23 protein-coding genes and 2 pseudogenes are annotated in these 22,530 nt (G+C 66.6%); 6 read left to right on the top strand and 19 right to left on the bottom strand.

What is annotated here, in order from left to right; genetic code table 11:
* The first annotated feature begins 40 nt into the window (after positions 1–40).
* A complete protein-coding gene (locus AB4Z44_RS01655) occupies positions 41–391 on the top strand; it encodes a GIY-YIG nuclease family protein (protein ID WP_404712351.1) in 351 nt (116 codons plus the stop codon).
* Here AB4Z44_RS01655 and AB4Z44_RS01650 read toward each other — a convergent pair.
* The 3 genes from AB4Z44_RS01650 to AB4Z44_RS01640 form a co-directional block, all read right to left on the bottom strand.
* The gene (locus tag AB4Z44_RS01650) at positions 383–1,315 is read right to left on the bottom strand and encodes a bifunctional riboflavin kinase/FAD synthetase (protein WP_404712350.1); all 933 of its coding nucleotides are present in this window, start codon (positions 1,313–1,315) and stop codon (positions 383–385) included. The two genes, AB4Z44_RS01655 and AB4Z44_RS01650, sit on opposite strands and share 9 nt — an antisense overlap.
* A gap of 175 nt (positions 1,316–1,490) precedes the next feature.
* Complete coding sequence (locus tag AB4Z44_RS01645) at positions 1,491–1,961, bottom strand: dihydrofolate reductase (RefSeq protein WP_404712349.1); 471 nt, start codon at positions 1,959–1,961, stop codon at positions 1,491–1,493.
* The gene (locus AB4Z44_RS01640; protein ID WP_404712348.1) at positions 1,955–2,956 is read right to left on the bottom strand and encodes an NAD(P)-dependent alcohol dehydrogenase; all 1,002 of its coding nucleotides are present in this window, start codon (positions 2,954–2,956) and stop codon (positions 1,955–1,957) included. Before AB4Z44_RS01640 ends, AB4Z44_RS01645 begins: the two co-directional genes overlap by 7 nt.
* Positions 2,957–3,083: 127 nt before the next feature.
* On the opposite strand from AB4Z44_RS01640, the gene AB4Z44_RS01635 reads away from it, so the two are divergent.
* Both AB4Z44_RS01635 and AB4Z44_RS01630 read left to right on the top strand, forming a co-directional pair.
* Entirely contained in the window at positions 3,084–5,504 is a 2,421-nt protein-coding gene (locus tag AB4Z44_RS01635; protein ID WP_404712347.1) for a zinc-dependent metalloprotease, read from the top strand.
* A 295-nt stretch (positions 5,505–5,799) separates the two neighbouring features.
* Complete coding sequence (locus AB4Z44_RS01630; RefSeq protein ID WP_404712346.1) at positions 5,800–7,080, top strand: MFS transporter; 1,281 nt, start codon at positions 5,800–5,802, stop codon at positions 7,078–7,080.
* On the opposite strand, the gene AB4Z44_RS01625 is transcribed toward AB4Z44_RS01630, so the two are convergent.
* Positions 7,060–7,509: a MarR family winged helix-turn-helix transcriptional regulator gene (locus AB4Z44_RS01625; protein WP_404712345.1), complete on the bottom strand. Its 450-nt coding sequence runs from the start codon at positions 7,507–7,509 to the stop codon at positions 7,060–7,062. The genes AB4Z44_RS01630 and AB4Z44_RS01625 overlap by 21 nt on opposite strands.
* Positions 7,510–7,830: 321 nt before the next feature.
* Between AB4Z44_RS01625 and mdlC the strand changes: the two genes are divergently transcribed.
* Together mdlC and aat are read left to right on the top strand one after the other, a co-directional pair.
* The gene (gene mdlC, locus AB4Z44_RS01620; RefSeq protein WP_404712344.1) at positions 7,831–9,405 is read left to right on the top strand and encodes a benzoylformate decarboxylase; all 1,575 of its coding nucleotides are present in this window, start codon (positions 7,831–7,833) and stop codon (positions 9,403–9,405) included.
* Positions 9,406–9,646: 241 nt separating this feature from the next.
* Positions 9,647–10,360, top strand: coding sequence for a leucyl/phenylalanyl-tRNA--protein transferase (aat, locus tag AB4Z44_RS01615; RefSeq protein WP_404714324.1), 714 nt, complete (start codon positions 9,647–9,649; stop codon positions 10,358–10,360).
* A gap of 35 nt (positions 10,361–10,395) precedes the next feature.
* Here the strand turns inward: aat and AB4Z44_RS01610 are convergent.
* From AB4Z44_RS01610 to AB4Z44_RS01585, 6 genes and pseudogenes are all read right to left on the bottom strand, one after another.
* Positions 10,396–10,629 (bottom strand): annotated as a pseudogene (locus AB4Z44_RS01610) (DUF2155 domain-containing protein); the annotation flags it as partial.
* Positions 10,630–10,841: 212 nt separating this feature from the next.
* On the bottom strand, positions 10,842–11,345 hold the full coding sequence (locus AB4Z44_RS01605) for an outer membrane lipid asymmetry maintenance protein MlaD (RefSeq protein WP_404714323.1): 504 nt from the start codon (positions 11,343–11,345) through the stop codon (positions 10,842–10,844).
* 3 nt (positions 11,346–11,348) lie between these two features.
* Positions 11,349–11,738 carry an NADH:ubiquinone oxidoreductase subunit NDUFA12 gene (locus AB4Z44_RS01600; RefSeq protein ID WP_404712343.1) on the bottom strand — a complete coding sequence of 130 codons (390 nt, stop codon included), beginning with the start codon at positions 11,736–11,738 and terminating at the stop codon, positions 11,349–11,351.
* 52 nt (positions 11,739–11,790) lie between these two features.
* Entirely contained in the window at positions 11,791–12,261 is a 471-nt protein-coding gene (locus AB4Z44_RS01595) for a DUF192 domain-containing protein (protein WP_404712342.1), read from the bottom strand.
* Positions 12,258–12,839, bottom strand: a complete 582-nt coding sequence (locus tag AB4Z44_RS01590; protein WP_404712341.1) for a cold-shock protein — start codon at positions 12,837–12,839, stop codon at positions 12,258–12,260. Before AB4Z44_RS01590 ends, AB4Z44_RS01595 begins: the two co-directional genes overlap by 4 nt.
* 98 nt (positions 12,840–12,937) lie before the next feature.
* Positions 12,938–13,480, bottom strand: coding sequence for a RecX family transcriptional regulator (locus AB4Z44_RS01585; RefSeq protein WP_404712340.1), 543 nt, complete (start codon positions 13,478–13,480; stop codon positions 12,938–12,940).
* 109 nt (positions 13,481–13,589) lie between these two features.
* Here AB4Z44_RS01585 and AB4Z44_RS01580 point away from each other — a divergent pair, with 109 nt between their 5' ends.
* The gene (locus tag AB4Z44_RS01580; RefSeq protein ID WP_404712339.1) at positions 13,590–15,338 is read left to right on the top strand and encodes a fatty acyl-AMP ligase; all 1,749 of its coding nucleotides are present in this window, start codon (positions 13,590–13,592) and stop codon (positions 15,336–15,338) included.
* A gap of 122 nt (positions 15,339–15,460) precedes the next feature.
* Here AB4Z44_RS01580 and AB4Z44_RS01575 read toward each other — a convergent pair whose 3' ends face one another.
* The 9 genes and pseudogenes from AB4Z44_RS01575 to AB4Z44_RS01535 form a co-directional block, all read right to left on the bottom strand.
* The gene (locus AB4Z44_RS01575; RefSeq protein ID WP_404712338.1) at positions 15,461–16,156 is read right to left on the bottom strand and encodes a nuclear transport factor 2 family protein; all 696 of its coding nucleotides are present in this window, start codon (positions 16,154–16,156) and stop codon (positions 15,461–15,463) included.
* Complete coding sequence (locus AB4Z44_RS01570; protein ID WP_404712337.1) at positions 16,153–16,944, bottom strand: SDR family NAD(P)-dependent oxidoreductase; 792 nt, start codon at positions 16,942–16,944, stop codon at positions 16,153–16,155. Before AB4Z44_RS01570 ends, AB4Z44_RS01575 begins: the two co-directional genes overlap by 4 nt.
* Positions 16,941–18,314 carry a spinster family MFS transporter gene (locus tag AB4Z44_RS01565; RefSeq protein ID WP_404712336.1) on the bottom strand — a complete coding sequence of 458 codons (1,374 nt, stop codon included), beginning with the start codon at positions 18,312–18,314 and terminating at the stop codon, positions 16,941–16,943. The genes AB4Z44_RS01570 and AB4Z44_RS01565 overlap by 4 nt, the downstream gene beginning before the upstream one ends.
* A 22-nt stretch (positions 18,315–18,336) precedes the next feature.
* Positions 18,337–19,074 carry a nuclear transport factor 2 family protein gene (locus AB4Z44_RS01560; protein ID WP_404712335.1) on the bottom strand — a complete coding sequence of 246 codons (738 nt, stop codon included), beginning with the start codon at positions 19,072–19,074 and terminating at the stop codon, positions 18,337–18,339.
* Between the two features lie 296 nt (positions 19,075–19,370).
* Positions 19,371–19,963, bottom strand: a pseudogene (gene rplI / locus AB4Z44_RS01555) (50S ribosomal protein L9).
* A 13-nt stretch (positions 19,964–19,976) separates the two neighbouring features.
* Positions 19,977–20,201, bottom strand: coding sequence for a 30S ribosomal protein S18 (gene rpsR / locus AB4Z44_RS01550; protein WP_404712334.1), 225 nt, complete (start codon positions 20,199–20,201; stop codon positions 19,977–19,979).
* 12 nt (positions 20,202–20,213) lie between these two features.
* A complete protein-coding gene (gene rpsF / locus AB4Z44_RS01545; RefSeq protein WP_404712333.1) occupies positions 20,214–20,651 on the bottom strand; it encodes a 30S ribosomal protein S6 in 438 nt (145 codons plus the stop codon).
* A 304-nt stretch (positions 20,652–20,955) separates the two neighbouring features.
* A complete protein-coding gene (locus AB4Z44_RS01540; protein ID WP_404712332.1) occupies positions 20,956–21,408 on the bottom strand; it encodes a GNAT family N-acetyltransferase in 453 nt (150 codons plus the stop codon).
* A 2-nt stretch (positions 21,409–21,410) separates the two neighbouring features.
* Complete coding sequence (locus AB4Z44_RS01535) at positions 21,411–22,466, bottom strand: Rieske 2Fe-2S domain-containing protein (protein WP_404714322.1); 1,056 nt, start codon at positions 22,464–22,466, stop codon at positions 21,411–21,413.
* Between the last annotated feature and the right edge of the window lie 64 nt (positions 22,467–22,530).

The raw sequence follows: 22,530 nt of genomic DNA, 5'->3' as shown, positions 1-22,530 counted from the left end.
ACTTGTTTCAGGATCCACCGGGCGGCAGACCCTGTCTGCGATGCAAGAGCGCCAACCCTGCGTCTACATCCTGGCGAGCGACCGCAACGGCACACTCTATATCGGCGTGAGCTCGAACCTCGTCGCCCGGATGCACCAGCATCGCTCAGGTGAGATCAAGGGCTTCACCAGTCAATATGGCGTGAGGAAGCTCGTTCAATTCGAGATCTTTGAGGATATGGCCTCGGCAATCGCGCGTGAGAAACAGCTGAAAGGGTGGAGGCGCGAATGGAAGCTCAATCTGATCGAGCAGGATAATCCCGGCTGGCTCGATCTGGCGGTTGTTACGTTCGGATTTCCCCCGTTGGACAGAGCGGGCCGCCCGGTGGATCCTGAAACAAGTTCAGGATGACGGGGAGAGGATGTCCTGCGCGTTTGCGCAATCGCGCTCCATCTGCGCGGTGAGCGCGTCGAGGCTGTCGAATTTCGCCTCGGGGCGCAGGAAGGCGATCAGCGCCACCTCGATCGTGCGGCCATACAGATCGCCCGCAAAATCGAAGAAATAGGGCTCGAGCAGTTCCTTGGGCGGATCGAAGCTTGGGCGGATGCCGAGATTGGCGGCACCGTCCACGACGCGCCCGTCGTCGAGGAGCCCGCGCACCGCATAGATGCCGTAGCGCGGACGCAGATAATCGCCGAGATCGATATTAGCGGTCGGGTAGCCGATCGTGCGGCCGAGCTTGTCGCCGTGGATCACCGTGCCGGCGATCGCGAACGGACGGGTGAGCAGGCGCGTGGCGGTGTCGCAATCACCCGCGATCAGCGCCTCGCGGATGCGGCTCGACGAGATCGGGCCGGCCGCGTCCGTCACCGGCGCGACCGTCTCGATGCCGATGCCGTGCGCCTGACCGAGTTGCGCGAGGGTCGAGGGCGTGCCGGCGCGGGCGCGGCCGAAGGTGAAGTCCTCGCCGGTCACGACGCCGGCGGCGCCGTAGAGTCTCGCCAGTTCGTCGACCACGAACGCCTCGGGCGAAAGCGCGGCCATGCGCGCGTCGAAGCGCAGGACGAGCGTCGCATCCGCACCGGCCTCCGCGAACAAGCGCGCGCGCTGTTGGATCGTGGTCAGGCGAAAGGGCGCGGAATCGGGTTTGAAATAGGCCGCCGGGTGCGGATCGAAGGTCGCGACGATCGCCGGACGGCCCTCGGCGCGGGCCCGCGCGACCGCGCGCGCCACCACCGCCTGGTGGCCGCGATGGAAGCCGTCGAAATTGCCCAGCGCGATCACCCCGCCGCGCAGATGCGCGGGAAAGGGTGCGTCGCTTGTGAGAAGCGTCATGGCGGGGCGGCTATAGGGGGAGAGTGAGGTGTTGCAAATCCTCCCCGGCACGGGGAGAGGGACCGCGACGCGAAGCGGCGTGGTGGAGGGGCCCCACCTCGAAACCAGCGCTGGACGCGAGGTGGGGCCCCTCCACCATCGCTGCGCGATGGTCCCTCCCCGTTCCGGGAGGATTTTAGGCGCGCTCCAGCGTCACGTAGCTATGCGTGCCGCGATCCTCGCGGGCCACCTCGCGCCAGTCCGCCCCGAAATCCGGCACGATCGTGTCGCCCTCGGGCGCCAGATGGACCTCGGTCAGCTCGATCCGATCGGCCACCGGCAGGAACAGGGCATAGATCTCCGCGCCGCCGATCACCGCCAGCTCTTCGGCATCCCCCGCCAGCGCGATCGCCGCCTCGACGCTCCCGGCCACCTCGGCGCCCTCGGCCTGCCACGCCGCATCGCGCGTCAGCACGATATGGCGCCGCCCGGGCAGCAGCCCCGGCAGGCTATCGAAGGTCCGCCGGCCCATCACCATCGGCTTGCCCATGGTGAGTTCCTTGAAATGCTTCTGCTCGCCCGGAATGTGCCAGGGGATCTCGCCACCGTTGCCGATCACATTGTTGTCGGCGCGGGCGAGCAGCAGGGTGACACGCGGTCTCACCACTCCAGCACGATCTTCCCGAAATGCGCGCCCGACTCCTCGTGGCGGAAGGCGTCGGCGATCTGCTCGAGCGGGAAGCTCTTGTCGATCACCGGGCGGACCCCGGTTGCTTCCAGCGCGCGCACCATCTCCTGCTGCATCACGCGGCTGCCGACGATCAGCCCCTTGAGCGTCGCCTGGCGCGCCATCAGGAAGGCGGTCGGGACCGGGCCGGCGGGGCCGGTCAGCACGCCGATCAGCGCGATATGCCCGCCCTGCGCGACGGCCATGATCGATTGCGGCACGGTGCCGGCGCCGCCGACCTCGACGATGATGTCGGCGCCGCGCCCGCCGGTCAGCTTGCGCACCGGCACACCCCATTCGGGCGTGGTCTTGTAGTTGAGCGTTTCGTCGGCGCCGAGCTCTTCGAGCTTCGCCAGCTTCTCGTCGGACGAGGAGGTCGCGATCACGGTCGCGCCCATCGCCTTGGCGAGCAGCAACGCGAAGATCGAGACCCCGCCGGTGCCGAGCACGAGCACGCTGTCGCCCGCCTTGATCTTCGCATCGACCACCAGCGCGCGCCATGCGGTCAGGCCGGCCGTGGTGAGGGTCGCCGCCTCGGCATGGCTCCAGCCCGCCGGGGCGAGCGTGAAGGCGTTGGCCGAACGGACCGCATATTCGCAGGCAAAACCGTCGATGCCGTCACCCGGGGTGGTCGAGAAATCGCCCGCCCAGGCGCGCCCGTCGATCCAGTTGGGGAAGAAGGTCGAGACGACATGGTCGCCGACCTCGAACTCGGTCACCCCCGCGCCGACCGCCTCGACCACGCCCGCGCCGTCGGACATGGGCACACGCCCCATATGCGCGTCCATCCCGCGCGAAACGACGCCATAATCATGGTAGTTGAGCGAGCTGGCCTGGAGCTTCACCCTGATCTCGCCGGGCCCCGGCTGGCCGGGATCGGCGATGTCCACCAGTTCGAGCTTGTCCAGTCCGCCGCCGACCTTGATCGCCTTCATGCGCTTCGCCTCCAACCGTGAATTTGCAGGCGCCGATAGCAGGCTGTTCATGCCGGCGCGAGCGAGGGTTGCGCGCATTGCGCCCAGCGTTACGACAAGCAGGCCAGGAAGAGATTTGGGGATTTGCATGACGCGTCGGATGAGTTTGCTTGCCTGCGTGGCCGCTTTGGCACTGGCCGCACCCCTTCAGGCGGCGGCACCTGCCGATCCCTTTGCCGGTACGGTCGCGAGCGACGGGCTGCTGCCGGTCCACATCGACAAGGCGGGCGGGCGCATCCTGATCACCCTGCCCGCCCCCGGCGCCGACGGCGTAGCGGGGCGCTTCCTCTATGCGACGACGTTGCGCACCGGCGTCGGATCGGCCGAGCTCGGTTTCGACAAGGCGCAGAATGGCGAGACGCGTTTGCTCGCCTTCCGCCAGATCGGCGGCAGGATCGCAATCCAATATGAAAATCCCCGCTTCCGCGCGACCGGCGCCAGCGCGCCCGAGCAGGCGGCGGCCCGCGACAGCTTCATCGTCACCACCGCCTGGATGGGATCGATCGCCGCGACCCTGCCTGACGGCCGGCTGGTGATCGACATCGCGCCTTTCCTCGCCCGCGACACGATGGGGATCGCCGCCGGCCTTCAGCAGGCGGGCGCCAAGGGCTATCATCTGGTCGAGGCGATGAGCGTCGCCGATCCGGCCGCGACGAAGATATTCCCGGACAATATCGAGCTGGAGGCGCTCCAGACCTACGCCTCCGACACGCCCGGCCAGGATATGGAGAATGTCGCGCCCGACGCGCGGGCCGTGAGCTTTACCGTCCATCACAGCCTCGTCCGCCTGCCCGACGCCGGCTACAAGCCGCGCCGGTTCGATCCGCGCGCGGGCGGCTTCGCCTCGCAGGCGGTGGACTTCGCGGTGCCGCTCGGCGGCGATCTGGTCTACGATCTCGCCAATCGCTTCCGGCTGGAGAAGACCGATCCCGCCGCCGCGCGGTCGACCGTCAAGAAGCCGATCACCTTCTATATCGATACCGCAGCGCCGGAGCCGATCCGCCAAGCTTTGTTCGAAGGCGTATCGTGGTGGAAGCAGTCATTCGAGGCGGCGGGGCTGATCGATGCCTTTCAGGTCAAGATGCTGCCGCCCGGCGTCGATCCGATGGACGTGCGCTACAATGTCGTGAACTGGGTCGATCGCGCGACGCGCGGCTGGTCGTTCGGACAGGTGATCGCCGATCCGCGCACCGGCGAGATCGTCAAGGGATCGGTCCTGCTCGGCGCGCTGCGCGTGCGGCAGGATATCATCATCTACGAGGGGCTGGTCGGCACGAGCCAGCTCAACAGCGGCGGCCCCAACGATCCGGTCCGCGTGGCGCTCGCGCGCATCCGCCAGCTGGGCGCGCACGAGGTGGGCCATGCGCTCGGCTTCGTCCATAATTTCGCGGGCTCGACGCAGGGGCGCGACACGGTGATGGATTATCCGCCACCGCGGATCGGGCTGAAGGACGGCACGCCCGATCTGTCGGACGCTTATGCGGTCGGCGGCGGGGCGTGGGACCGGTTCGTGGTCGACTGGCTTTATGGTGGCGATTCGGACGCAGCCGCCAAGGCGAAGGCCGACGCGATGGTGGCGTCGGGCATGCGCTTCGTCAGCGACGAGGATTCGCGCGGGCTCGATGTCGGGCAGCCGTGGGGCAGCCTGTGGGACGATGGCGCCGATCCGGTGGCGGAGCTCAACCGGTTGATGAGCGTGCGCGCCGCCGCGCTCGCCCATTTCGGCACCAATGTGCTGACGCCGGGCGAGCCGATCGCAAACCTCAGGCGCAAGCTCGTGCCGATCTGGCTGATGCAGCGCTATCAGGTCGAGGCGGCGGCCAAACTGGTCGGCGGGGTCGACTATCATTATTCGGTGCTGGGCGACGGCCATGAGGCGTCGCCGCCGGTGCCGGCCGATGCCCAGAGCGCCGCGCTCGATGCGTTGCTGGCAACGCTCGATGCGAAAGTGCTGACGGTGTCGGCGGCGTTGGTGCCGCTGCTTTCCGCCGGTCAGCAGGGCAGTTACGACCGGCAATATGCCAATGAGGTGTTCGCCACGAGCGGCGGCCCCCTGTTCGATCCGCTGGTCGCGGCGGATGTTTCCGCCTCGATCACGCTCGATGCCCTGCTTGCCCCGGCGCGGCTCGCGCGGGTGGCGGAGCAGCATCGCGATGGGGCGATGAGCCTCGACACGATGCTGGGACGGCTGGAGCGCGCAACGATCGCCGACGCGCAGGGGCCGGTCGGCCAGCGCATCGCATGGCGCACCGCGCTGACGATGGCGCGCGCGCGGCGCGATGCGGCGGGGATGCCCGCAGTCCAGGCCGCGCTGGACGAGCATCTGCAGGCACTTGCGGCGTCGCTGGCGGCGAACAAACGGCCTGACGGGCAATGGGCACGCAGCCTGGCGCGGACGCTCAAGGACAAGAGCGCGATCGATGCCTTGATCGACGCGCCGAAGACGAAGCTGAAAGTGCCGCCCGGCATGCCGATCGGCGACGCCGCCGAGTATATGGATCTGCCCTAGGCTGCACTTTTTCGTCATGCTGAACTCGTTTCAGCATCCACCAGGCATCCGCACGGACGGTGCGGCACTCGCGGTGGACCCTGAAACGAGTTCAGGGTGACGGGTGTGTGCGGCAAGGGGATCGCGCAATCCGCCACCGCCTGAACAGCCCTTTCCTCTCGCACATGCTTGTCGAAACCCATCTGTTCCGCTCTAACGGCGCGCTTCAAGCGCTGGGCAAACGCTTTGGCGGCCCGAGCAGGGCGCACCGGGAGGGAGTTTAATGGATCCGAGACGGATTATCGGCGAAGGTCGCATGACCCCGCTGCAATGGACGGCGGTCTTCATCTGCGTGCTGCTGAACGCGCTCGATGGCTTCGACGTGCTGGCGATCACCTTCGCCTCGCCCGGCATCGCCGCGCAATGGGGCGTGCAGAAAGCGGCTTTGGGTGTGGTCATCTCGACCGGGCTGGCCGGCATGGCGGTCGGTTCGCTCGTGCTGGCGCCGCTGGCCGATATCGTCGGCCGGCGTCTTTCGACGCTCGCCAGCCTGGTCGTCATGGCGGTCGCGATGGCCTTGTCGGCGACGGCGGGCGACGTCCTGATCCTGTGCCTGTGGCGCTTCATCACCGGGCTCGGCATCGGCGTGCTGCTTGCCGCGATCAACGCGATCGCAGCCGAATACGCCAACGATCGCCGCCGCACCTTCGCGGTTTCGGTGATGGCGATCGGCTATCCGATCGGCGGCGTGGTCGGCGGATCGGTCGCGGCGATGCTGCTCAAGACGCATACCTGGCCATCGGTGTTCGTGTTCGGCGCGATCGTCACCGCGGTGATGATCATCCCGGTATTGCTGTTCGTGCCCGAATTGATCGACTTCCTGACGATGCGCGGCAAGGGCGACGTCCTCCCCCGCATCAATGCGATCCTGCGCCGCATGGGGCATCCCGAAAGCACGTTGCTGCCGCCGCGCGAAAAATCGCCGGGTGTGCCGACGGCCGCCTTGTTCGCCCCCAATGTCCGCCGTCGGACGCTGACGATCGCTGCGAGCTATTTCCTGCACGTCACGACCTTCTACTACCTGATCGGCTGGATCCCCGCGCTCATCAAGGATGCGGGCTTCTCGCCGTCCGACGGCAGCTCGGCTTCGGTCTGGGCCAATCTCGGCGGCGCGATCGGCGGCGCGATCTTCGGGTTGGTCAGCGCGCGCACCGGCGTGAAGCCGCTGCTCCTGTTCGTCATGGTGGCCGGCGCGGTCGCGATGGTGTGGTTCGGCTTCGCACCGCATGATCTGATGACGATGAAGATGGCGGGCTTCTTCGCCGATTTCTTCATCAATGCCGGCATTGTCGGCCTCTATGCGGTGATGGCGATGGCCTATCCGGCGACCTTGCGCGCAACCGGCACGGGCTTCGCCATCGGCTTCGGCCGTGGCGGCGGCGTGCTCGGGCCGATCCTCGGCGGTGCCTTGCTCCAGGCCGGCCTGGTGCCGAGCACGGTCGCGGCGATCATGGCGCTCGGCACCCTGTCGGCCGCAGTGATGCTGTGGACGCTGCCGCGCGTCCAGACGGAAACCTCACCCGTGAATGCGGGCTAGCAAGCCGATCAGTTGCTTCACCTCGCGCTGCGAAAAGCGCGAGGTGAGCCAGCGTTCGTGATCGAGCACGGCGGCGCGGGCTTCCTCGAGCGCAACCGCGCCCGTGGGGGTGAGCATCAAGGCACGGCGGCGGGCATCCCCGCCATGCGCGCTGCGCGCGAGATAGTCGCGCGCCTGCAGCCGGTTGACGATCGCCATGACGGTCGCGCGATCCATCTGCAGCCGCCGCGCGAGATCGCTCTGGCCGATGCCCGGATGATCCGACACCAGCCACATCACCGAAACCTGCTTCTGCGTCAGATCGAGATGCGCGAACGTCTCCATGAAGTGGCGGTAGACCACACCGTAGGCGAGCCGGATGTGGAAGCCGACCAGATCGTTGATCGCGCCGATATCGACCTCTTCGTCGGCCTCCGTAGTTTCGATCAATCGCATCGTATCTGCCATAGGGCGACAAGTGGCATGGGCAGGTAAACGAAGCAATGACGCGGGGACGTTCGCTGCACACTCTCGCGATGTGACTTCGGGTCGAGCACCCCGTCATCCCCGCGAAGGCGGGGATCCATATTCTCAAGGGTTCCGAGTTTATGGATCCCCGCCTCCGCGGGGATGACGCCTGCCGCAGAAGCTTCAAACCCATTTACTTATCAAGATAAGTATAGAAGGAGCGGCAAGGGTGCTGTGGGCGCGAAAGCCGGATGACGAAGCATTTGCGCCTGTGTAATCGCGCCGCAACCAGGAGAATGACGGATGGCAAGTGACGGACGCATGACGGTCCGCGATGCGACGCTGGAATTGCTGCGTGCGCATGGCATGACCACGGTTTTCGGGAATCCGGGCTCGACCGAATTGCCGATGTTCCGCGATTTTCCGTCCGATTTCCGTTACATATTGGGTCTGCAGGAATGCGTCGTGATCGGCATGGCCGATGGCTTCGCGCAGGCGACGCGCAAGCCGACCCTCGTCAATCTCCACTCGGCGGCAGGCGTCGGTCATGCGCTCGGCAACATCTTCACCGCGTGGAAGAATCGCACGCCTTTGGTGGTGACGGCGGGGCAGCAGGCGCGGTCGATCCTGCCCTACGACCCTTTCCTGTTCGCGCAGGACGCGACGCTGTTCCCCAAGCCCTACGTCAAATGGGCGATCGAGCCCGCGCGCGCCGAGGACGTGCCGGCCGCGATCGCGCGCGCGATCCATATCGCGCTGCAGCCGCCGTGCGGGCCGACCTTCGTCTCGATCCCGGTCGATGACTGGGATCGGCTGTGCGATCCGGTCGAGATCCGCCGGCTCGGCCATGCCCGGCCGGGCGATCCGGCCCTGCTCGACGAAGCGGCTTTGGCGCTGGCGCAGGCCGACAGACCGGCCTTCGTGGTGGGTGCCGGCGTGGCGCTCGATCAGGGCTGGGATGCGGTGATCGCGCTGGCCGAACGCCACGAGGCGCGCGTATTCGTCTCGCCGCATTCCCCGCGCAACAGCTTTCCCGAGGATCACCGCCTCTTCGCCGGTCACCTGCCCGCCTTCCGCGAGCCGATCGTCAAGATGCTCGGCGGGCACGATCTGATCCTTCTGCTCGGCGCGCCACTCTTCACCTACCATGCCGAGGGCTTCGGCCCGCATCTGCCCGAGGGGGCGAAGGCGTGGCAGATCGTCGACGATCCCGATCAGGCCGCTTGGGCGCCGACCGGCACCGCGATCGTCGGTACGCTCAAGGCCTCGATCGAGCATCTCCTCGCCGGCCCGAGCCCGCGCCCCCGCGCCGTGCTCGCTCCCCTGCCCCGCGCCGAGCCGTTGCCGGCCGATGGCCCGCTGACCGATGGCTATCTGATGCAGCGCATCGCCGCGCTGCGCCCGGCCGACAGCAAGCTGGTCGAGGAAGCGCCCTCTTCGCGCGGGCCGATGCAGAAATATCTGCCGACCACCCGCCCTGACGAATTCTACACCTGCGCCAGCGGCGGCCTCGGCCACGGCCTTCCCGCCTCGGTCGGGGTCGCGCTCGGTACGCCGGGGGTGAAGACGATCGCGCTGATCGGCGACGGATCGGCGATGTATGCGATCCAGGCCTTGTGGTCGGCTGCCCAGCTCGATGTCGACCTCGCGGTCATCATCGTCAACAATTCGCGCTACGAGGCGCTGATCAACTTCGGCCGCTCGTTCGGCCTGCAGGAGACGGTGGGGACGAAGCTGCCCGACATCGATTTCGTGGGGGTGGCGCAAAGCCTGGGGATGCCGGGCGAGCGGGTCGAGACGACCGGGGCGCTGGATTCAGCGCTGGAGGCGCTGTTCGCGGCAAAGGGGCCGCGGCTGCTGGAAGTGATGGTCGATTAAGGGCAGGAGCCGTTCCTTCTTCTCCTTCTTTGTCATGCTGAACTCGTTTCAGCATCCACCGGACGGCAAACCGTGTCCATGAGGAGAGAGCGGCGCCCCCGGCGCTAGCCAGCCCGTTAGCCCGTTGGGTTCGTCCCGTTGGGCGGCGCGTGCGGGCCGGTGGATGCTGAAACAAGTTCAGCATGACGGGGTGGCACGGGGAGGTTCCCTTCCCGCTTCGTCGCGTATACCCTTCGCCACCGTGTCCGCACTCGACCCCGATCTCCTGCTGCGCGCTTACTCGGTCGGCGTTTTCCCGATGGCGAGCACGCGCGACGCCGCGGACGTCTTCTGGGTCGAGCCCAAGAAACGCGGCGTGCTACCGCTCGATCGCTTCCACCTCTCGCGCTCGCTCGCCAAGACGATCCGCAGCGATCGCTTCACCGTTACTGTCGACACGGCGTTCGCGCAGGTCGTTTCGCTCTGCGCGGAGCCGACCGCGCTGCGCCCGGATACCTGGATCAACCCCGATATCGAGGCGGCCTATGCCGAGCTGCACCGGCGGGGTTACGCCCATTCGGTCGAAAGCTGGCTGGATGGCAAGCTCGTCGGCGGGCTTTATGGCGTGCGGCTGGGCGCGGCCTTCTTCGGCGAGAGCATGTTCAGCCGCGCCACCGACGCATCGAAGGTGGCGCTGGCGCATCTGGTCGCGCGCCTGAAGGTCGGCGGCTTCCAGTTGCTCGATTGCCAGTTCCTGACCGATCACCTTGCCTCGCTGGGCACGATCGAGGTTGCGCGCGACGCCTATGTGGTACTGTTGGACGCGGCACTCGGGCTCGGTTCGGGCCCGGTGGCGGGGATCGGCGTGTCGGCCGATTTCTTCGCGATCGATCGCTTGGGCGCGGACCCGGCCTGCACCGTATCGGGCCCGATATCGGGATGGCGCATCGTGCAGCTCTTGGGCCAGACGTCGTAGAGCGGATCCTCGACGACGTTCAGAGACGGCGTCTCCTTGTAGAGCCAGCCCGAGAAGATCCGCTTCCAGCCGCCATCGGTGCCGCGCTTGTCGGCCTGGACGAACGCGCCGGTAAGCTGCTCGGCCTCCCAATCGGCCGTGCTGTCGCAGGCGCGCAGGCGCACGATCAGATCGCCGACGCGGACCGACTCGCCCGGATGCAGGCTGACGTCGCGCGCGATGCCGTTGCGCTTGTTGAGCACGCCCAGCACCGCAACGCGTTCGGCCATCGGCGTCTCGGCCGTCACCAGGGGCGGCGGGGGCGGCGCCTTCGCGCTCGCCTTGGGCTCGGGGACGGTCGACGTGCCGTTTTCCTGCGCAGGATCGGGCGACAACGCGGCGCTCGGGTCAGGCGTCGCCTCCTGGATCGCCGATCCGGCCGTCCAGGCGATCGCGGCGAAGCCGGCAAGCGCGAGGCCGACGCCGGCCGCGCGGCGCGGGCTCATGGCTTGGCGGGCGCGGGCGTCGTGCTGCCGCCGGCGGGCGCCTGGGTTGACGGCTTGTTGATGAACTGGCCGATCAGCGCCATCAGGTCCATCGAACCCTGGGTATCGGTGATCGTGTCGCCGGTCTTGAGCGGCGTCGGCGAACCGCCGGGGGTGAAGGCGACGAAGGTCGAGCCGAGCAGGCCCTCGGACGTGACCTGCGCACTCGAGTCGGACGGGAGCTTCACGCTCGGATCGAGCGCGATGTCGACCTTCACCTGATAGCTTTGCGGATCGAGGCTGAGGCCCTTGACGCTGCCGACCTTGAGCCCCGAGACGCGGACATCGGTGCCGGGGCTGACGCCGCTGGCGCTGGGGAAAATCGCGGTGACGCGGGTCGCGCCCGCTTTGGTGCCACCGCCGGTGCGATCCCAGGCGAACATGACGAACCACACCGCCAGCAGGACCACGAGGAGGCCGACCAGCGCCTCGCCGATATTTTCGCGAAAGAGACCCTTGATCACCTAGTTCGGACTCCACGCCTCATAGTCGCCGGTCGCCGCGGCACGGTTGCCGCCGCGCTCCAACGCGCCGGCGGGACGAAAGGCTGCGGGCGTGCCGGTGAGATTGGGCAACGGCTCCTTCTGCCACGGCCGCGCCGGCGGCAGATCGGCCGGTACGATGTCGGTCGTGTTGTGCAGCCAGCCATGCCATTCCGGCTCGATCCGGCTCGCATCGTTCGAGCCATTGTACATGACCCAGCGATGCACGCGCCCGTCGATCGGCTTCTTGGATTCGAAGTAGGTGTTGCCGGCGGCGTCGGTGCCGACCTTGCTGCCATTCCGGCGGCTGAAGAGCCACGTGCCGAACGTCGCGCCTTCCCACCACGTGAAGATGTTTTTCAGCGTGCCCATGCGACGCGCTTAGCCGTTTATCTCGGCCACGCGCAACCTCACATGCGCCAAACTACCAGCTTACTTTGTCGCCGGGCTTCAGCCCGTCGCGCGCGGCGGTGCCGGCGTTGAGTTCCAGCACCGCGCCGACCGGCTCGGTCGAAGGGACGATATCGAGCGAGCGCGGCGGCACGCGCGCGGCGATCGACGAGATCGTGCCGTCGGGACGGAGGAACAACAGATCGAGCGAGATGAAGGTGTTCTTCATCCAGAAGGTCGCCATGCGCGGCGGATCCATCGGGAAGATCATGCCATGCTTCGCCGGCATCGAATGGCGGAACATCAGCCCGATTTCCTGCTGGCTCGGCGTGGTGGCCACCTCGACCATATATTTCTGCGCACCATGCGCAGTGTGGATGGTGAGCGGGATCGCCTTCAGATGCTGTGCAGCGGTGGGCTCGCCGGCCCGGGCAGCGACGGGCGCAACAACCGTCCCGGTGACGAGGGCGAGCGCAAGCAGCGCCGCCCGGATCGAACGGATCACGCGTTCGGTTCGATCAAGACCGCGAGCGGCCCCTTGCGCCCATCGGCGATGCGCGCCTGCAACGGCTGATCGGGATCGAGCCCGGTCAAACCGGCGCGACGCACCGTTTCCATATGGATGAAGATGTCGCCACCCACGCCATCGGGGCGGACGACGAAGCCATACCCCTTGAGCTGGTTGAACCATTTGACGCGAACCGGCTCGAACTCGCCGGCATTTTCCGAGAGTTGCAGCGGATCCACGCGATCGGCGGCACGCTTGGCGATCAGATCGGCATCTGGGCCGGTGGCGGTGGTGAGATCGATCTGGAGCACGCTGCGCGCCTGCAGCCCGCGCTCGCGCCGTACCGCTTCGCAGACGACGCGCGCACCTTCCGGCAGCGTGCGGCGGCCATGTTCGCGCAGCACCGAGAAATGCACCAATATGTCGCCGACATCGCCGTCGGCGATCACGAAGCCGAAGCCACGCGTCGCGTCGAACCATTTGACGGTGCCATGCGCGACGATGACGGACGCGGCATCGCCGGCGCCACCAGACACATCGCCGGCCGCGTCGAAAATATCCGTCGCGGCGAACATCGCCGGCTCAGGACTTCCCACCCTCACGTCACACTCCCATCACTTAGTTGACGAATTACCATCTTCGTCGGGAACATAAAGGAAAAAAACGAGGCCGTTCACTCCGCCTCAAGAATGTCCACTTCACTGGCATAGGCGACATGTCGCGCTATTTCTGGATCGTGACCTGCCCGTAACAAAGCTGCAAAGCCGCGCTGCCGAGTCCTGGCATCGTCATTCGAATTGTTCGAGAAAGGCCCGATGCGGCGGCGTTTCGCATAAGCGATCGCAGCCCGAAGCGCATCGTCGCGCGCTGCCCGTTCCACCGGCGCGGCATCGTCGGCATCGATCCCGGCCGCGCGCAATGCCTGCGCGACTCGGCGTGCGCCATAGCCGCGCCGCGCGAGCGACGCACCGCGCGCGGCGGCAAAAGCGACATCGTCGACATAACCGAGCCTGGCGCAGCGATCGACGATCGACGCCACATCGGCAGCGGCCTCGCCATCCCAGCCGCGCTGCGCGAGCTTGCGATCGAGATATTGGCCGAGCTTTGCGCGCGTCGTCGCATAGCGGCCGACATAGGCCAGAGCGAGCGCTTCGAGCTTTGCGGCATCGATCGGCGCGGGCGCGCGACGGCCTTCAGAGGAAAAGCGGCGTGACATGCGCCATGTTTGTGCCACAGTGGGGCCGAATTTTGAACGCGTCGATACGGCTAGGTCGTTCGATGCGCTTCCTGCGCGTTTTTGAGACTGAAAAAGGAGTTCCTGGAGAGTGCAAACTGGCGGTGCGGAAAGCAAGCTGGCGCCCACGCCGACCGACGATGCGCTTCCCCGCCGGTTCGCGGATTTTCCGACGCTGGGCGATGCGCTCGATTATGCGGCCCGGGGCGTGCGCGGTCTCAACTTCCACGATCCGCGCGGCACGCTCGTCCGGGCCTATCCTTTCTCCGAACTGCGCAAGGATGCGCTGGCGGTGGCCTACCGGCTGATCGCGCGCGGCGTGCGTCCCGGCGATCGCATCGCGCTGCTGGCGGAGACGAGCGCCGATTTCGCCGCCGCCTTCTTCGGCACGGTCTATGCCGGCGCCTGGCCGGTGCCGTTGCCCCTGCCGACCTCGTTCGGCGGCAAGGAAGCCTATATCGATCAGCTGATGGTCCAGATCGGAAGCTCGGACCCGAGCCTGCTGCTCTATCCGGAGGAGCTCAGCGCGATGGCGCAGGCCGCGGCCGAGGCCCGCGTCGTTCCGGCGATCTCCTATGAAGCGTTCGCGCAAGCGCCCGCGCCCGTCGCCACGCTGCCGGCCGCTGCGCCCGACGACATCGCCTATCTGCAATATTCGAGCGGATCGACGCGCTTTCCCCACGGCGTGGTCATCACGCACAAGGCTTTGCTGTCCAACCTCGCCGCGCACGCGATCGGCATGCACATGCAGGACGGCGATCGCGGCATATCGTGGCTGCCCATGTATCACGACATGGGCCTGGTCGGCTGCCTGCTGTCGATGGTCGCCAACCAGCTTTCGACCGATTATCTGAAGACCGAGGATTTCGCGCGGCGCCCGCTCGCCTGGCTCGACCTGATCAGCCGCAATCCCGGGACGACGCTCTCTTATTCGCCGACCTTCGGCTACGACATCTGCGCGCGCCGCATGTCGAGCCAGACCAAGGCGTCCGACCGGTTCGATCTCTCGCGCTGGCGGGTCGCCGGCAATGGCGCCGACATGATCCGCCCCGACGTGATGCAGTCGTTCGTCGATGCGTTCGCCGAGGCGGGCTTCAAGGCGAGCGCCTTCCTGCCCTCCTACGGCCTCGCCGAAGCGACGCTGGCGGTGACGATCATGCCGCCGGGCGAGGGCATCGTCGTCGAACTGGTCGAGGAGACCGAGCTTTCGGGCGGCACGCGCGGCGCGGTCGGGCGGCCGCAGCGCTATCGTGCCGTGGTCAATTGCGGCCGCGCCGCGAAGGATATGGAACTCGCGATCCGCGACGAGGACGGCAATGCCCTGCCCGAGCGCGCGATCGGCAAGGTGTGGTGCAGCGGGCCGTCGGTGATGACCGGCTATTTCCGCGACACCGAATCGACCGAGGCCTGCCTGGTCGACGGCTGGCTCGACACCGGCGACATGGGCTATCTGTCCGGCGGCTATCTCTACATCGTCGGCCGCGCCAAGGACATGATCATCATCAACGGCAAGAACCACTGGCCACAGGATATCGAGTGGGCGGTCGAGCAATTGCCGGGCTTCAAGGCGGGCGACATCGCCGCCTTCGCGATCACCACCCCCGGCGGCGAGGAAACGCCCGCCGTGCTGGTGCAATGCCGCACCTCCGACCCGCGCGAGCGTTCGCGCCTGCGCGACGAAATCCGCGAGCGGGTTCGCGCGATCACCGGCATGAATTGCGTGGTGGAACTGGTGCCGCCGCGCACCTTGCCGCGCACGAGTTCGGGCAAGCTGAGCCGTTCGAAGGCGCGCAACCTGTATCTGTCGGGCGAGATAGAACTCTACGATCTGGCGGCGTAATTTTCGTCGTCATGCTGAACTTGTTTCAGCATCCACCAGCCAACTTGCGCAGACAGTGCGGCACTCACGGTGGACCCTGAAACAAGTTCAGGGTGACGAGTGGAAGAGGCGAACGGCTATTCTTACTTCGGCACCGGCGTCCTGATCGGTTCACCCGTCACCGGATGCCGGTAGTGGAACGGCATCACCACCGCCTTGGGCCAGCGATCGGGCCGCGCCTCCAGCGCGTCGGGCCCTGAGGCGCTTTCCGGGAACGTCTTGCGATGCTCGCTCACCATCAACGGTGCCTCGGGCGCATTCGCCCAGCCCACCGAAAAATCGCACTGGTAGACGACCTTGTAGTTGAACAGCTGGAACTTCCACACGCCGCCTTCGCGGACGTAGCGGTTCTCGTAGATCCCGGCCTCGAGGAATTGCGGCGGTATCGCGGGCGGCGCGCCCTCCTTCGAACGATGCACGCCACCCTGCATGAAGGTGCGAAACCGTCCTTCCGCCGTCGTGCGATCGGGTGCGACGTGGACGATGTCCTGCGCGATGATATGTTCGAACAGCATGCCATGTTCGGGGCCGTTCATCCCGCTGGACCCGCCATAAAGCCGGCGCGCGCCCGCCTTGCCCTTGAACACCCCGCCCATGAAGTGGAGTTCGGCATCCTCGGCGAAGAGATCGACGATCTCCGCGAACATGCATTTGTCCATGAAGTAACCGTAGGCGAACTGGAGCGTGCGGATCGCCTGCACATCCTCCTGGATCGCCAGCCCGTGGGCGAGGCTGGCCACCTGCGCCTCGAGTGCCGCGATGCGATCCTCGGCGTTCACGCGGCGGCCTCCTTCTCGCGCACCATCGCGTCGAGATCGTCGGGCAATTCGGTATAGCTGCCCGACAGCGCATCGTAGCGCCCGCTCGCGAGATCGATGCAGCGCTGCGCGCAGCGCGCGAGATCGCCGTCGTCGCCCTTGCCCGATGCCTGTTCGAGCCGCCCGACCATGCCGGGCAGCCATTTCCGTGCGTCGGGCGAGGTCATCGTCTCGTTGGCGAGCGCGGTGAAGACGAAGCCCGGATCGATCGCGAACACCTTGACCGCCGTATCCTTGAGCTCGGCCGCCGCCTCGGCGACGATGCGGTTCTGCGCGATCTTGCCGGTGCAGTAAGCGTTGAGATAGGGCGCCACCATCCGGCTCGCGATCGCCGAGACGATGATCGCGCGGCCATGATTGCGCGCGATCATGCCGGGCAGGATGCGGTGGAGGAACAGCATCGGCGCGCGGATATGCACCTGCTGCGACTGCCACCACGCCTCGACGTCGACCTCCCACAGCGGCCCGAACGGGCCGGGCACGCCGGCATTGTTGATGAAGGTCGTGATCGGCCCGAGCGCCGCCTCGACCTCGCTCACCGCGCGATCGACATCGGCGGGCGAGGTGACGTCGGCGGTGACCGCGAAGCCGTAGCCGCCATCGGCCTCGATCGCGGCGACGACCCGATCGAGCTGCGCGCGGTTGCGCGACAACACCGCCACCGCCGCGCCCTCGCTGGCGAAACGCCGCGCGATAGCCTCACCGAAGCCCCGGCCGGCGCCGGTGACCAATACGACTTCACGACTCATGCTGTGATCTCCGTGGGCGCATAACTATCCTGGCGGAAGGTTCGTGCGGCGATCAGATAGGCGATCACGCCGACGGGTATCGCCAGCTGCGACCACATCAAAGCGCGGGTGAGCCCGATCGCCGAGGCCGAGCGGCACGCCGCGGCGATCGCGGCGGTGGATCCGGCAATCGCCTTGCCGCCGGGACAGGTCGCACCGAAATCGCCGCCGAAGGCCACGTCGGCAAAATGGTCGCTGAGCGCGCCGGTGACGACCGGCCCGAGCCCGGAACCGAGCAGGATCATCGCGAAGCCGAACAGGAAGGAGGCCGACGCGCGCATGCGCGGCGGTGCCATGTCCTGCACCGCGGCGATCGTGGTGCCATAATAGGTGAAGGCGCCGACCGCGGCCAGGAAGAGGCCGGCGACCGCGAACTCGAGTTCTCCGGCCGAAAGCGCCGCCAGATAGAGTGGTCCGCTCAGCCCGACCCCGATCGCCGGCACCCACATCAGCCAGCGCCGGTCCTTTTTCGCACGCGCATCGGCGATCGCGCCACCGCCCAGCAACCCGATCGTCACCGCGCCCGCGCTGATCCCGCCGAGCAGCAGTCCCGCATGCCCCAGGCCGAGCCCGAAGGTCCGCACCAGAAAGGGCGAGGTGAATTGCTGGACGACATTGGTGGCGAACGATCCGACCGCACCGGCGATCATGATCGCGATGAAGGCCGGCTTGCGCAGCAGCGTGCCGAAGGTCTCCAGGATACCGGGATGTGCGGTCGCGTCGTGCGCGGCATTGTCGGCCCAGCCGCGCGGCGGCTCACGCAGGGTGAACCACACGATCGGCGCGAGCAGCAGGCCGGGCAGCCCGATGACGATGAACGCCTCGCGCCAGCTGCCGTTCTGCGCGATATAGCCGCCGCCGATCGCGCCCATCGCCGGCCCGATCGCGCCGCCGAGCCCGATGATCGCAATCGCGCGGGCGCGCTGGCCGGCGCGATAGAGATCCGAGACGAGGCTTGCCACCGGCGGATTGAACCCCGCCTCGCCGACGCCCACGCCGACCCGGAACAGCAGGAGCTGGACGAAGCTGCCGGCCAGGCCCGAAAGCGTCGCGAAGATCGACCATACGAAGACCGCGACCGCGATGATCCGCGTGCGGCTCGCCCGTTCGGCCGCGCGCGCGATCGGCAGGCCGAGCATCGAATAGAAGAGTGCGAAGGCGAAGCCGTTGAGCAAGGCGATCTGCTTGTCGCTCAGCCCGAGATCGACCTTCATCGCCTGCGCCACCGCGCCGACCACCATGCGATCGGCGTAGGCGAACAGGTTCACCGCCAGCATCACCGCCAGGAACCAGCCCCGTTCCCCGGTCGTACCCTTGAAGTCGCGCGCCATTATACCCCCTGAAAATCGTTCGTCAGCGCTGCGGCTTGAGCCCGTCGGTCAGCCGGATGGTATGCGGCTCGCCCGTCACCGGATGAGGGTAATGGAACGGCACCAGCGGCGTCTCGGGCCAGAAGGTCGGCACGCGATCGGACAATTCGTCCGGCCCCGCCGGATCCTCGGGATAGGTCTTTTCGAAGAAATGGCCTTCATAGGGTTTGGCGTGCGCCCAGCCCTTCTCGAAATCGGCCTGCCAGAACATGTGATAATCGAGCGTCTGGATCTTCCAGACCCCGTCCTCCTTCACATAGTCATTCTCGTAGACGCCGGCCTCCCACCATTGCAGCGGCAGGTAGGTGCTGATCTTTTCCTTGGTGACATGGCTGCCCGCCTGCATCAGCGCGCGGAAGCGGCCCTTGGCGGTCTGGCGATCGGGCGCGATGTCGACGATGTCCTGCAACTGCATATGCTCGGCGAGCATGCCGTAGATCGGGCCGTTATTGCCGTCGGTGAAACTGGTCCGCAGCCGATCGCAATAGAGCCGGGTCAGCCCGGCCTTGCCGCGGAAGACACCGCCCATGAAATGGAGGCAGCCATTGCTGGCGAACAGGCCGACGACCTCGTCGTAGCAGCCCTTGTCCATGTAATAGCCATATTTGAATTGAAGCGTGCGGACCGCCTGGATGTCCTTGAGCACGCCGAGCTCATGCTCGACCGCCTCGAGCCGACGGACAAGCCCGGCGATATCGTCATTCGTCAGATCGTTCGACAAGAGCCTCTCCGAAGCTTGCGGGTGCGGCCTTCTTGGTTGAGACCGTCAACTGCCGCAGCTGTAGCTAGTCACAACCATGGAGGGAAGCGGCCTCGGCACGTCAGCAGCGCAGCGCACCATATTTAACCTGGCGCTCGCGACGAACGTCGCCATGACGGATTTCGACGATCGCTCTGGCGACCATCGCGACGAGCTCAATAAGTCCGCAGGACGAACGGCACGCTTTGATCGACAAAGAAAAAGGCCGCCCGGATCGCTCCGGACGGCCTTTTTTTGTTTCGACTGGATCGAAAGGCTTACGCCTCCGAAGCAGGCTCCTCCGACGAGACGAGCGCGGTCGCGCCCGGCTCGGCATTGGGATCATAATCTTCGGTGAAGCCGGCTTCGTCACGCTCGAACATCGTTGCCATGACATCGACGCCCTGCGCCTGCAGCTCGGCCTCTTCGGGCGAGCGGGCGACGTTCACCTTGATCGTCACCGACACTTCCGGGTGAAGCTGGATCTTCACGCTGTTCACGCCGATCGCCTTGATCGGCTTGTCGAGCACGATCTGGTTCTTGGCGACCTTGGTGCCGTCCTCGGCGAGGAGCTCGGCCAGATCGCGCGCCGAAACCGAGCCGTAGAGCTGGCCGGTGTTCGAAGCCTGGCGGATCAGGGTCAGGGTCTTGCCGTCGACGCCCTTCGAAGCCTTTTCGGCATCGCTGCGACGGGCGGCATTGTCCGCCTCGATCTGCGCGCGATTGGCCTCGAAGACCTTCTTGTTGGAGTCGTTGGCGCGCAGCGCCTTCTTCCGGGAAGAAGGAAGTTGCGGGCAAAGCCGTTCTTGACGGTGACGACGTCACCGATGGCGCCGAGTTTCTCGACGCGCTCGAGCAGGATCACATCCATGTGCGTGCGCTCCTTACTTCACGATATACGGAAGCAGCCCGATGTGACGGGCACGCTTGATCGCCTGGGCGAGTTCGCGCTGCTTCTTGGTGGAAACCGCGGTGATGCGGCTGGGCACGATCTTGCCACGCTCGGACACGAAGCCCTGCAACAGGCGCACGTCCTTATAATCGATCTTGGGGGCGTCCTTCGCGGAGAAGGGGCAGCTCTTGCGGCGGCGGAAGAATGCACGGGCCATCGGTCTGTCTCCTTACGCTGCCATTTCGCGGTCGTCGCGACGGGGACGATCCCCACCACGGTCGCCGCGGTCACCACGATCGCTGCGGCCGCCGCGATCACCACGCTCGCCGCGCTCACGATCACGGTCGCTGCGGCGCATCATCGCCGACGGGCCGGCTTCATGCGCGTCGACGCGGACGGTCATGTAGCGGATCACGTCTTCGTTGATGCCGAGCTGACGCTCGACCTCGGCGACAACGCCGGTCGGCGCGTCGATCTCGAGCAAGACGTAGTGCGCCTTGCGGTTCTTGGCGATGCGGTAAGCGAGGCCACGCAGGCCCCAGGTCTCGGTCTTGACGACCTTGCCCTTGCCGTCCTCGACGATCTTGGTGGCGAGTTCCGCCAGCGCGTCCACCTGCGCCTGTGCCAGATCCTGGCGCGCAAGGAACACGTGCTCGTAAAGAGCCATGTGTCATTTCTCCTGCCGATCGCTGACGCCGCCCCATGCGACGCCCCTCCGGCTTGTCGTGCAAAAAATAGCGGGGCGAGAGTACGACTCTCGCCCCGATGCCGGGCCTATGGGCGAAATGCCCATGAAACGCAAGTGCCGCCTCGGCCGAGGCCTATCCAGCGCATTGAGCGAAATCCACCATGACGTCATCCCAGCGAAGGCTGGGATCTCAGGAGGATATAAACTCACTTTGTCTCTCACGAGTTCCCAGCCTTCGCTGGGGTGACGGGAGAGCAAGCAGGTCCGATTTACGCAAGACGCCCTAAAGCGCCAGCGAGAGGAACTGGTTGTTCGCGCTCGGCCGATAATCCGCGAACGGATCGCAATCGACGAAGCCGGCACGCCGATAAAGCGCGATCGCCGGCGCGTGGAGCGCAGCCGTCCCCGTCTCCAGGCTCAGCCGCTTATAACCCCGGGCCTTCGCCTCGGCGATGATGTGCTCGATCAGCGCGCGTCCGACGCCCGAGCCTCGCGCCGCCGGCGCGGCGCGCATCGATTTGACCTCGCCATGATCGGGCGCGAGCTGCTTGAGCGCACCGAAGCCCGCCAGCGTCCCGTCGCGCCATGCCGTCCAGAAGGTCACGCCGGGTGCGGACAGGCCGCTGGCATCCAGCGCGAAGGCATGCTCGCCCATCACGGCACGCAGTTCACCGATATGATGCGCCAACAGGCCGGCGACATGCGCCGCCGCCGGATCGTCCGGCCGGATATCCAAGGTCAGACTCCGCACCTCTGCAACACCGCCCGCAGCGCCTTGATCGGCGGAAACACCTCGTTGTTCCAATCCGCCCCCTGCGCGTCGTGCGCAGCCTGTTCCATCTCGACGATCTCCTTGTCCTCGCGGAAGATCAATTCGGTGAACATCGTGATGAACGGCCATACCGCATCGAGCACCAGCGGAACCTTCGGTCTTTTGACCGAGAGATAGCCGAAGGTGCGGTTGGTGCGCTGGTCCTTGTCGAGCGGGGCGTAGCCGAGCCATACCGACAGCACCGGATCGCCATCGTCCATCGCGAAGGTCAGGGTCTGGTGCGGATAATCGGTGCGGATGACCATGCGGTCCTTGCGGGTCGCCGCGTCGGTCGCGCGCATCATGCCGAGGATGGCCCCCTCCCCGATCGAGGCCGAACCGGCGGTGCGATCGAAGGTGTAGCGCACCTCGCTCCAATCCTCGCCGCTCTCGAAGCCGAGACAGCTCGCCTTGATCATCCCCATCTGGCGGCGGTGGAGGAACTGGTGGTTCATGTCGAACAGGTTTTCGTGCATGAACGTGTAGTGCGCCGCGACCTCGCGGTTGAGCTCGCGGGTCTTGTAGCTCCTGTCCGCCTTCGCACCGAGTGCCTTCGGCCGCCGCGCATCGGCGAGCACGGCATTACCCGGAAACACGAAGACCAGGCCATCGACCTCGTGCGCGGGATAGGCCCTGACCCCGTTGGGCAGCCGCTCGCGGCCAAGATAGGGGACGTCGATGCAGGTGCCGCCGGCGTCATACGCCCAGCCATGATAGCCGCACCGCACGGTGCAGCCCTTGACCACCCCGTGGCTGAGTGGAACCTGGCGGTGCGCGCAGCGATTCTCGAGCGCGAAGACCTGGCCCTCGGCACTGCGAACGACCACCACCGGCTCGCCGAAGATGCTGCGCGCGAGCATCTTGCCGGGCTTGAGCTCACGGCTCCACGCGATCGGGTACCAGTGATCGGGATGCGCGCCGATCCGGCGCAGATCGCGTGGCGCCGGCGTGTCGGCATCCCGCATGTCGACCGATTGCAGCATCACGCCCGCCCCGCTCCCATGAAGCCGCCATCGTCGGTAAGTCGAGCGGGTCCGTCAACTGCTA

The organism is Sphingomonas sp. MMS24-J13 (assembly GCF_044905095.1).
Classification (GTDB): Bacteria; Pseudomonadota; Alphaproteobacteria; order Sphingomonadales; family Sphingomonadaceae; genus Sphingomonas_I.
The sequence above is the reverse complement of the archived record's forward strand: the minus strand, read 5'-3'. Positions and strand labels throughout refer to the sequence as shown.

Bases quoted from the DNA above. Each gene is read 5' to 3' on its own strand.
- AB4Z44_RS01655 (WP_404712351.1), top strand. From the start codon at position 41: ATGCAAGAGCGCCAACCCTGCGTCTACATCCTGGCGAGCGACCGCAAC.
- AB4Z44_RS01650 (WP_404712350.1), bottom strand. From the start codon at position 1,315: ATGACGCTTCTCACAAGCGACGCACCCTTTCCCGCGCATCTGCGCGGC.
- AB4Z44_RS01640 (WP_404712348.1), bottom strand. From the start codon at position 2,956: ATGAAGGCGATCAAGGTCGGCGGCGGACTGGACAAGCTCGAACTGGTG.
- AB4Z44_RS01635 (WP_404712347.1), top strand. From the start codon at position 3,084: ATGACGCGTCGGATGAGTTTGCTTGCCTGCGTGGCCGCTTTGGCACTG.
- AB4Z44_RS01630 (WP_404712346.1), top strand. From the start codon at position 5,800: ATGACCCCGCTGCAATGGACGGCGGTCTTCATCTGCGTGCTGCTGAAC.
- mdlC (WP_404712344.1), top strand. From the start codon at position 7,831: ATGGCAAGTGACGGACGCATGACGGTCCGCGATGCGACGCTGGAATTG.
- AB4Z44_RS01600 (WP_404712343.1), bottom strand. From the start codon at position 11,738: ATGGGCACGCTGAAAAACATCTTCACGTGGTGGGAAGGCGCGACGTTC.
- AB4Z44_RS01590 (WP_404712341.1), bottom strand. From the start codon at position 12,839: ATGTTCGCCGCGACGGATATTTTCGACGCGGCCGGCGATGTGTCTGGT.
- AB4Z44_RS01585 (WP_404712340.1), bottom strand. From the start codon at position 13,480: ATGTCACGCCGCTTTTCCTCTGAAGGCCGTCGCGCGCCCGCGCCGATC.
- AB4Z44_RS01570 (WP_404712337.1), bottom strand. From the start codon at position 16,944: ATGAGTCGTGAAGTCGTATTGGTCACCGGCGCCGGCCGGGGCTTCGGT.
- AB4Z44_RS01565 (WP_404712336.1), bottom strand. From the start codon at position 18,314: ATGGCGCGCGACTTCAAGGGTACGACCGGGGAACGGGGCTGGTTCCTG.
- rpsR (WP_404712334.1), bottom strand. From the start codon at position 20,201: ATGGCCCGTGCATTCTTCCGCCGCCGCAAGAGCTGCCCCTTCTCCGCG.
- rpsF (WP_404712333.1), bottom strand. From the start codon at position 20,651: ATGGCTCTTTACGAGCACGTGTTCCTTGCGCGCCAGGATCTGGCACAG.
- AB4Z44_RS01535 (WP_404714322.1), bottom strand. From the start codon at position 22,466: ATGCTGCAATCGGTCGACATGCGGGATGCCGACACGCCGGCGCCACGC.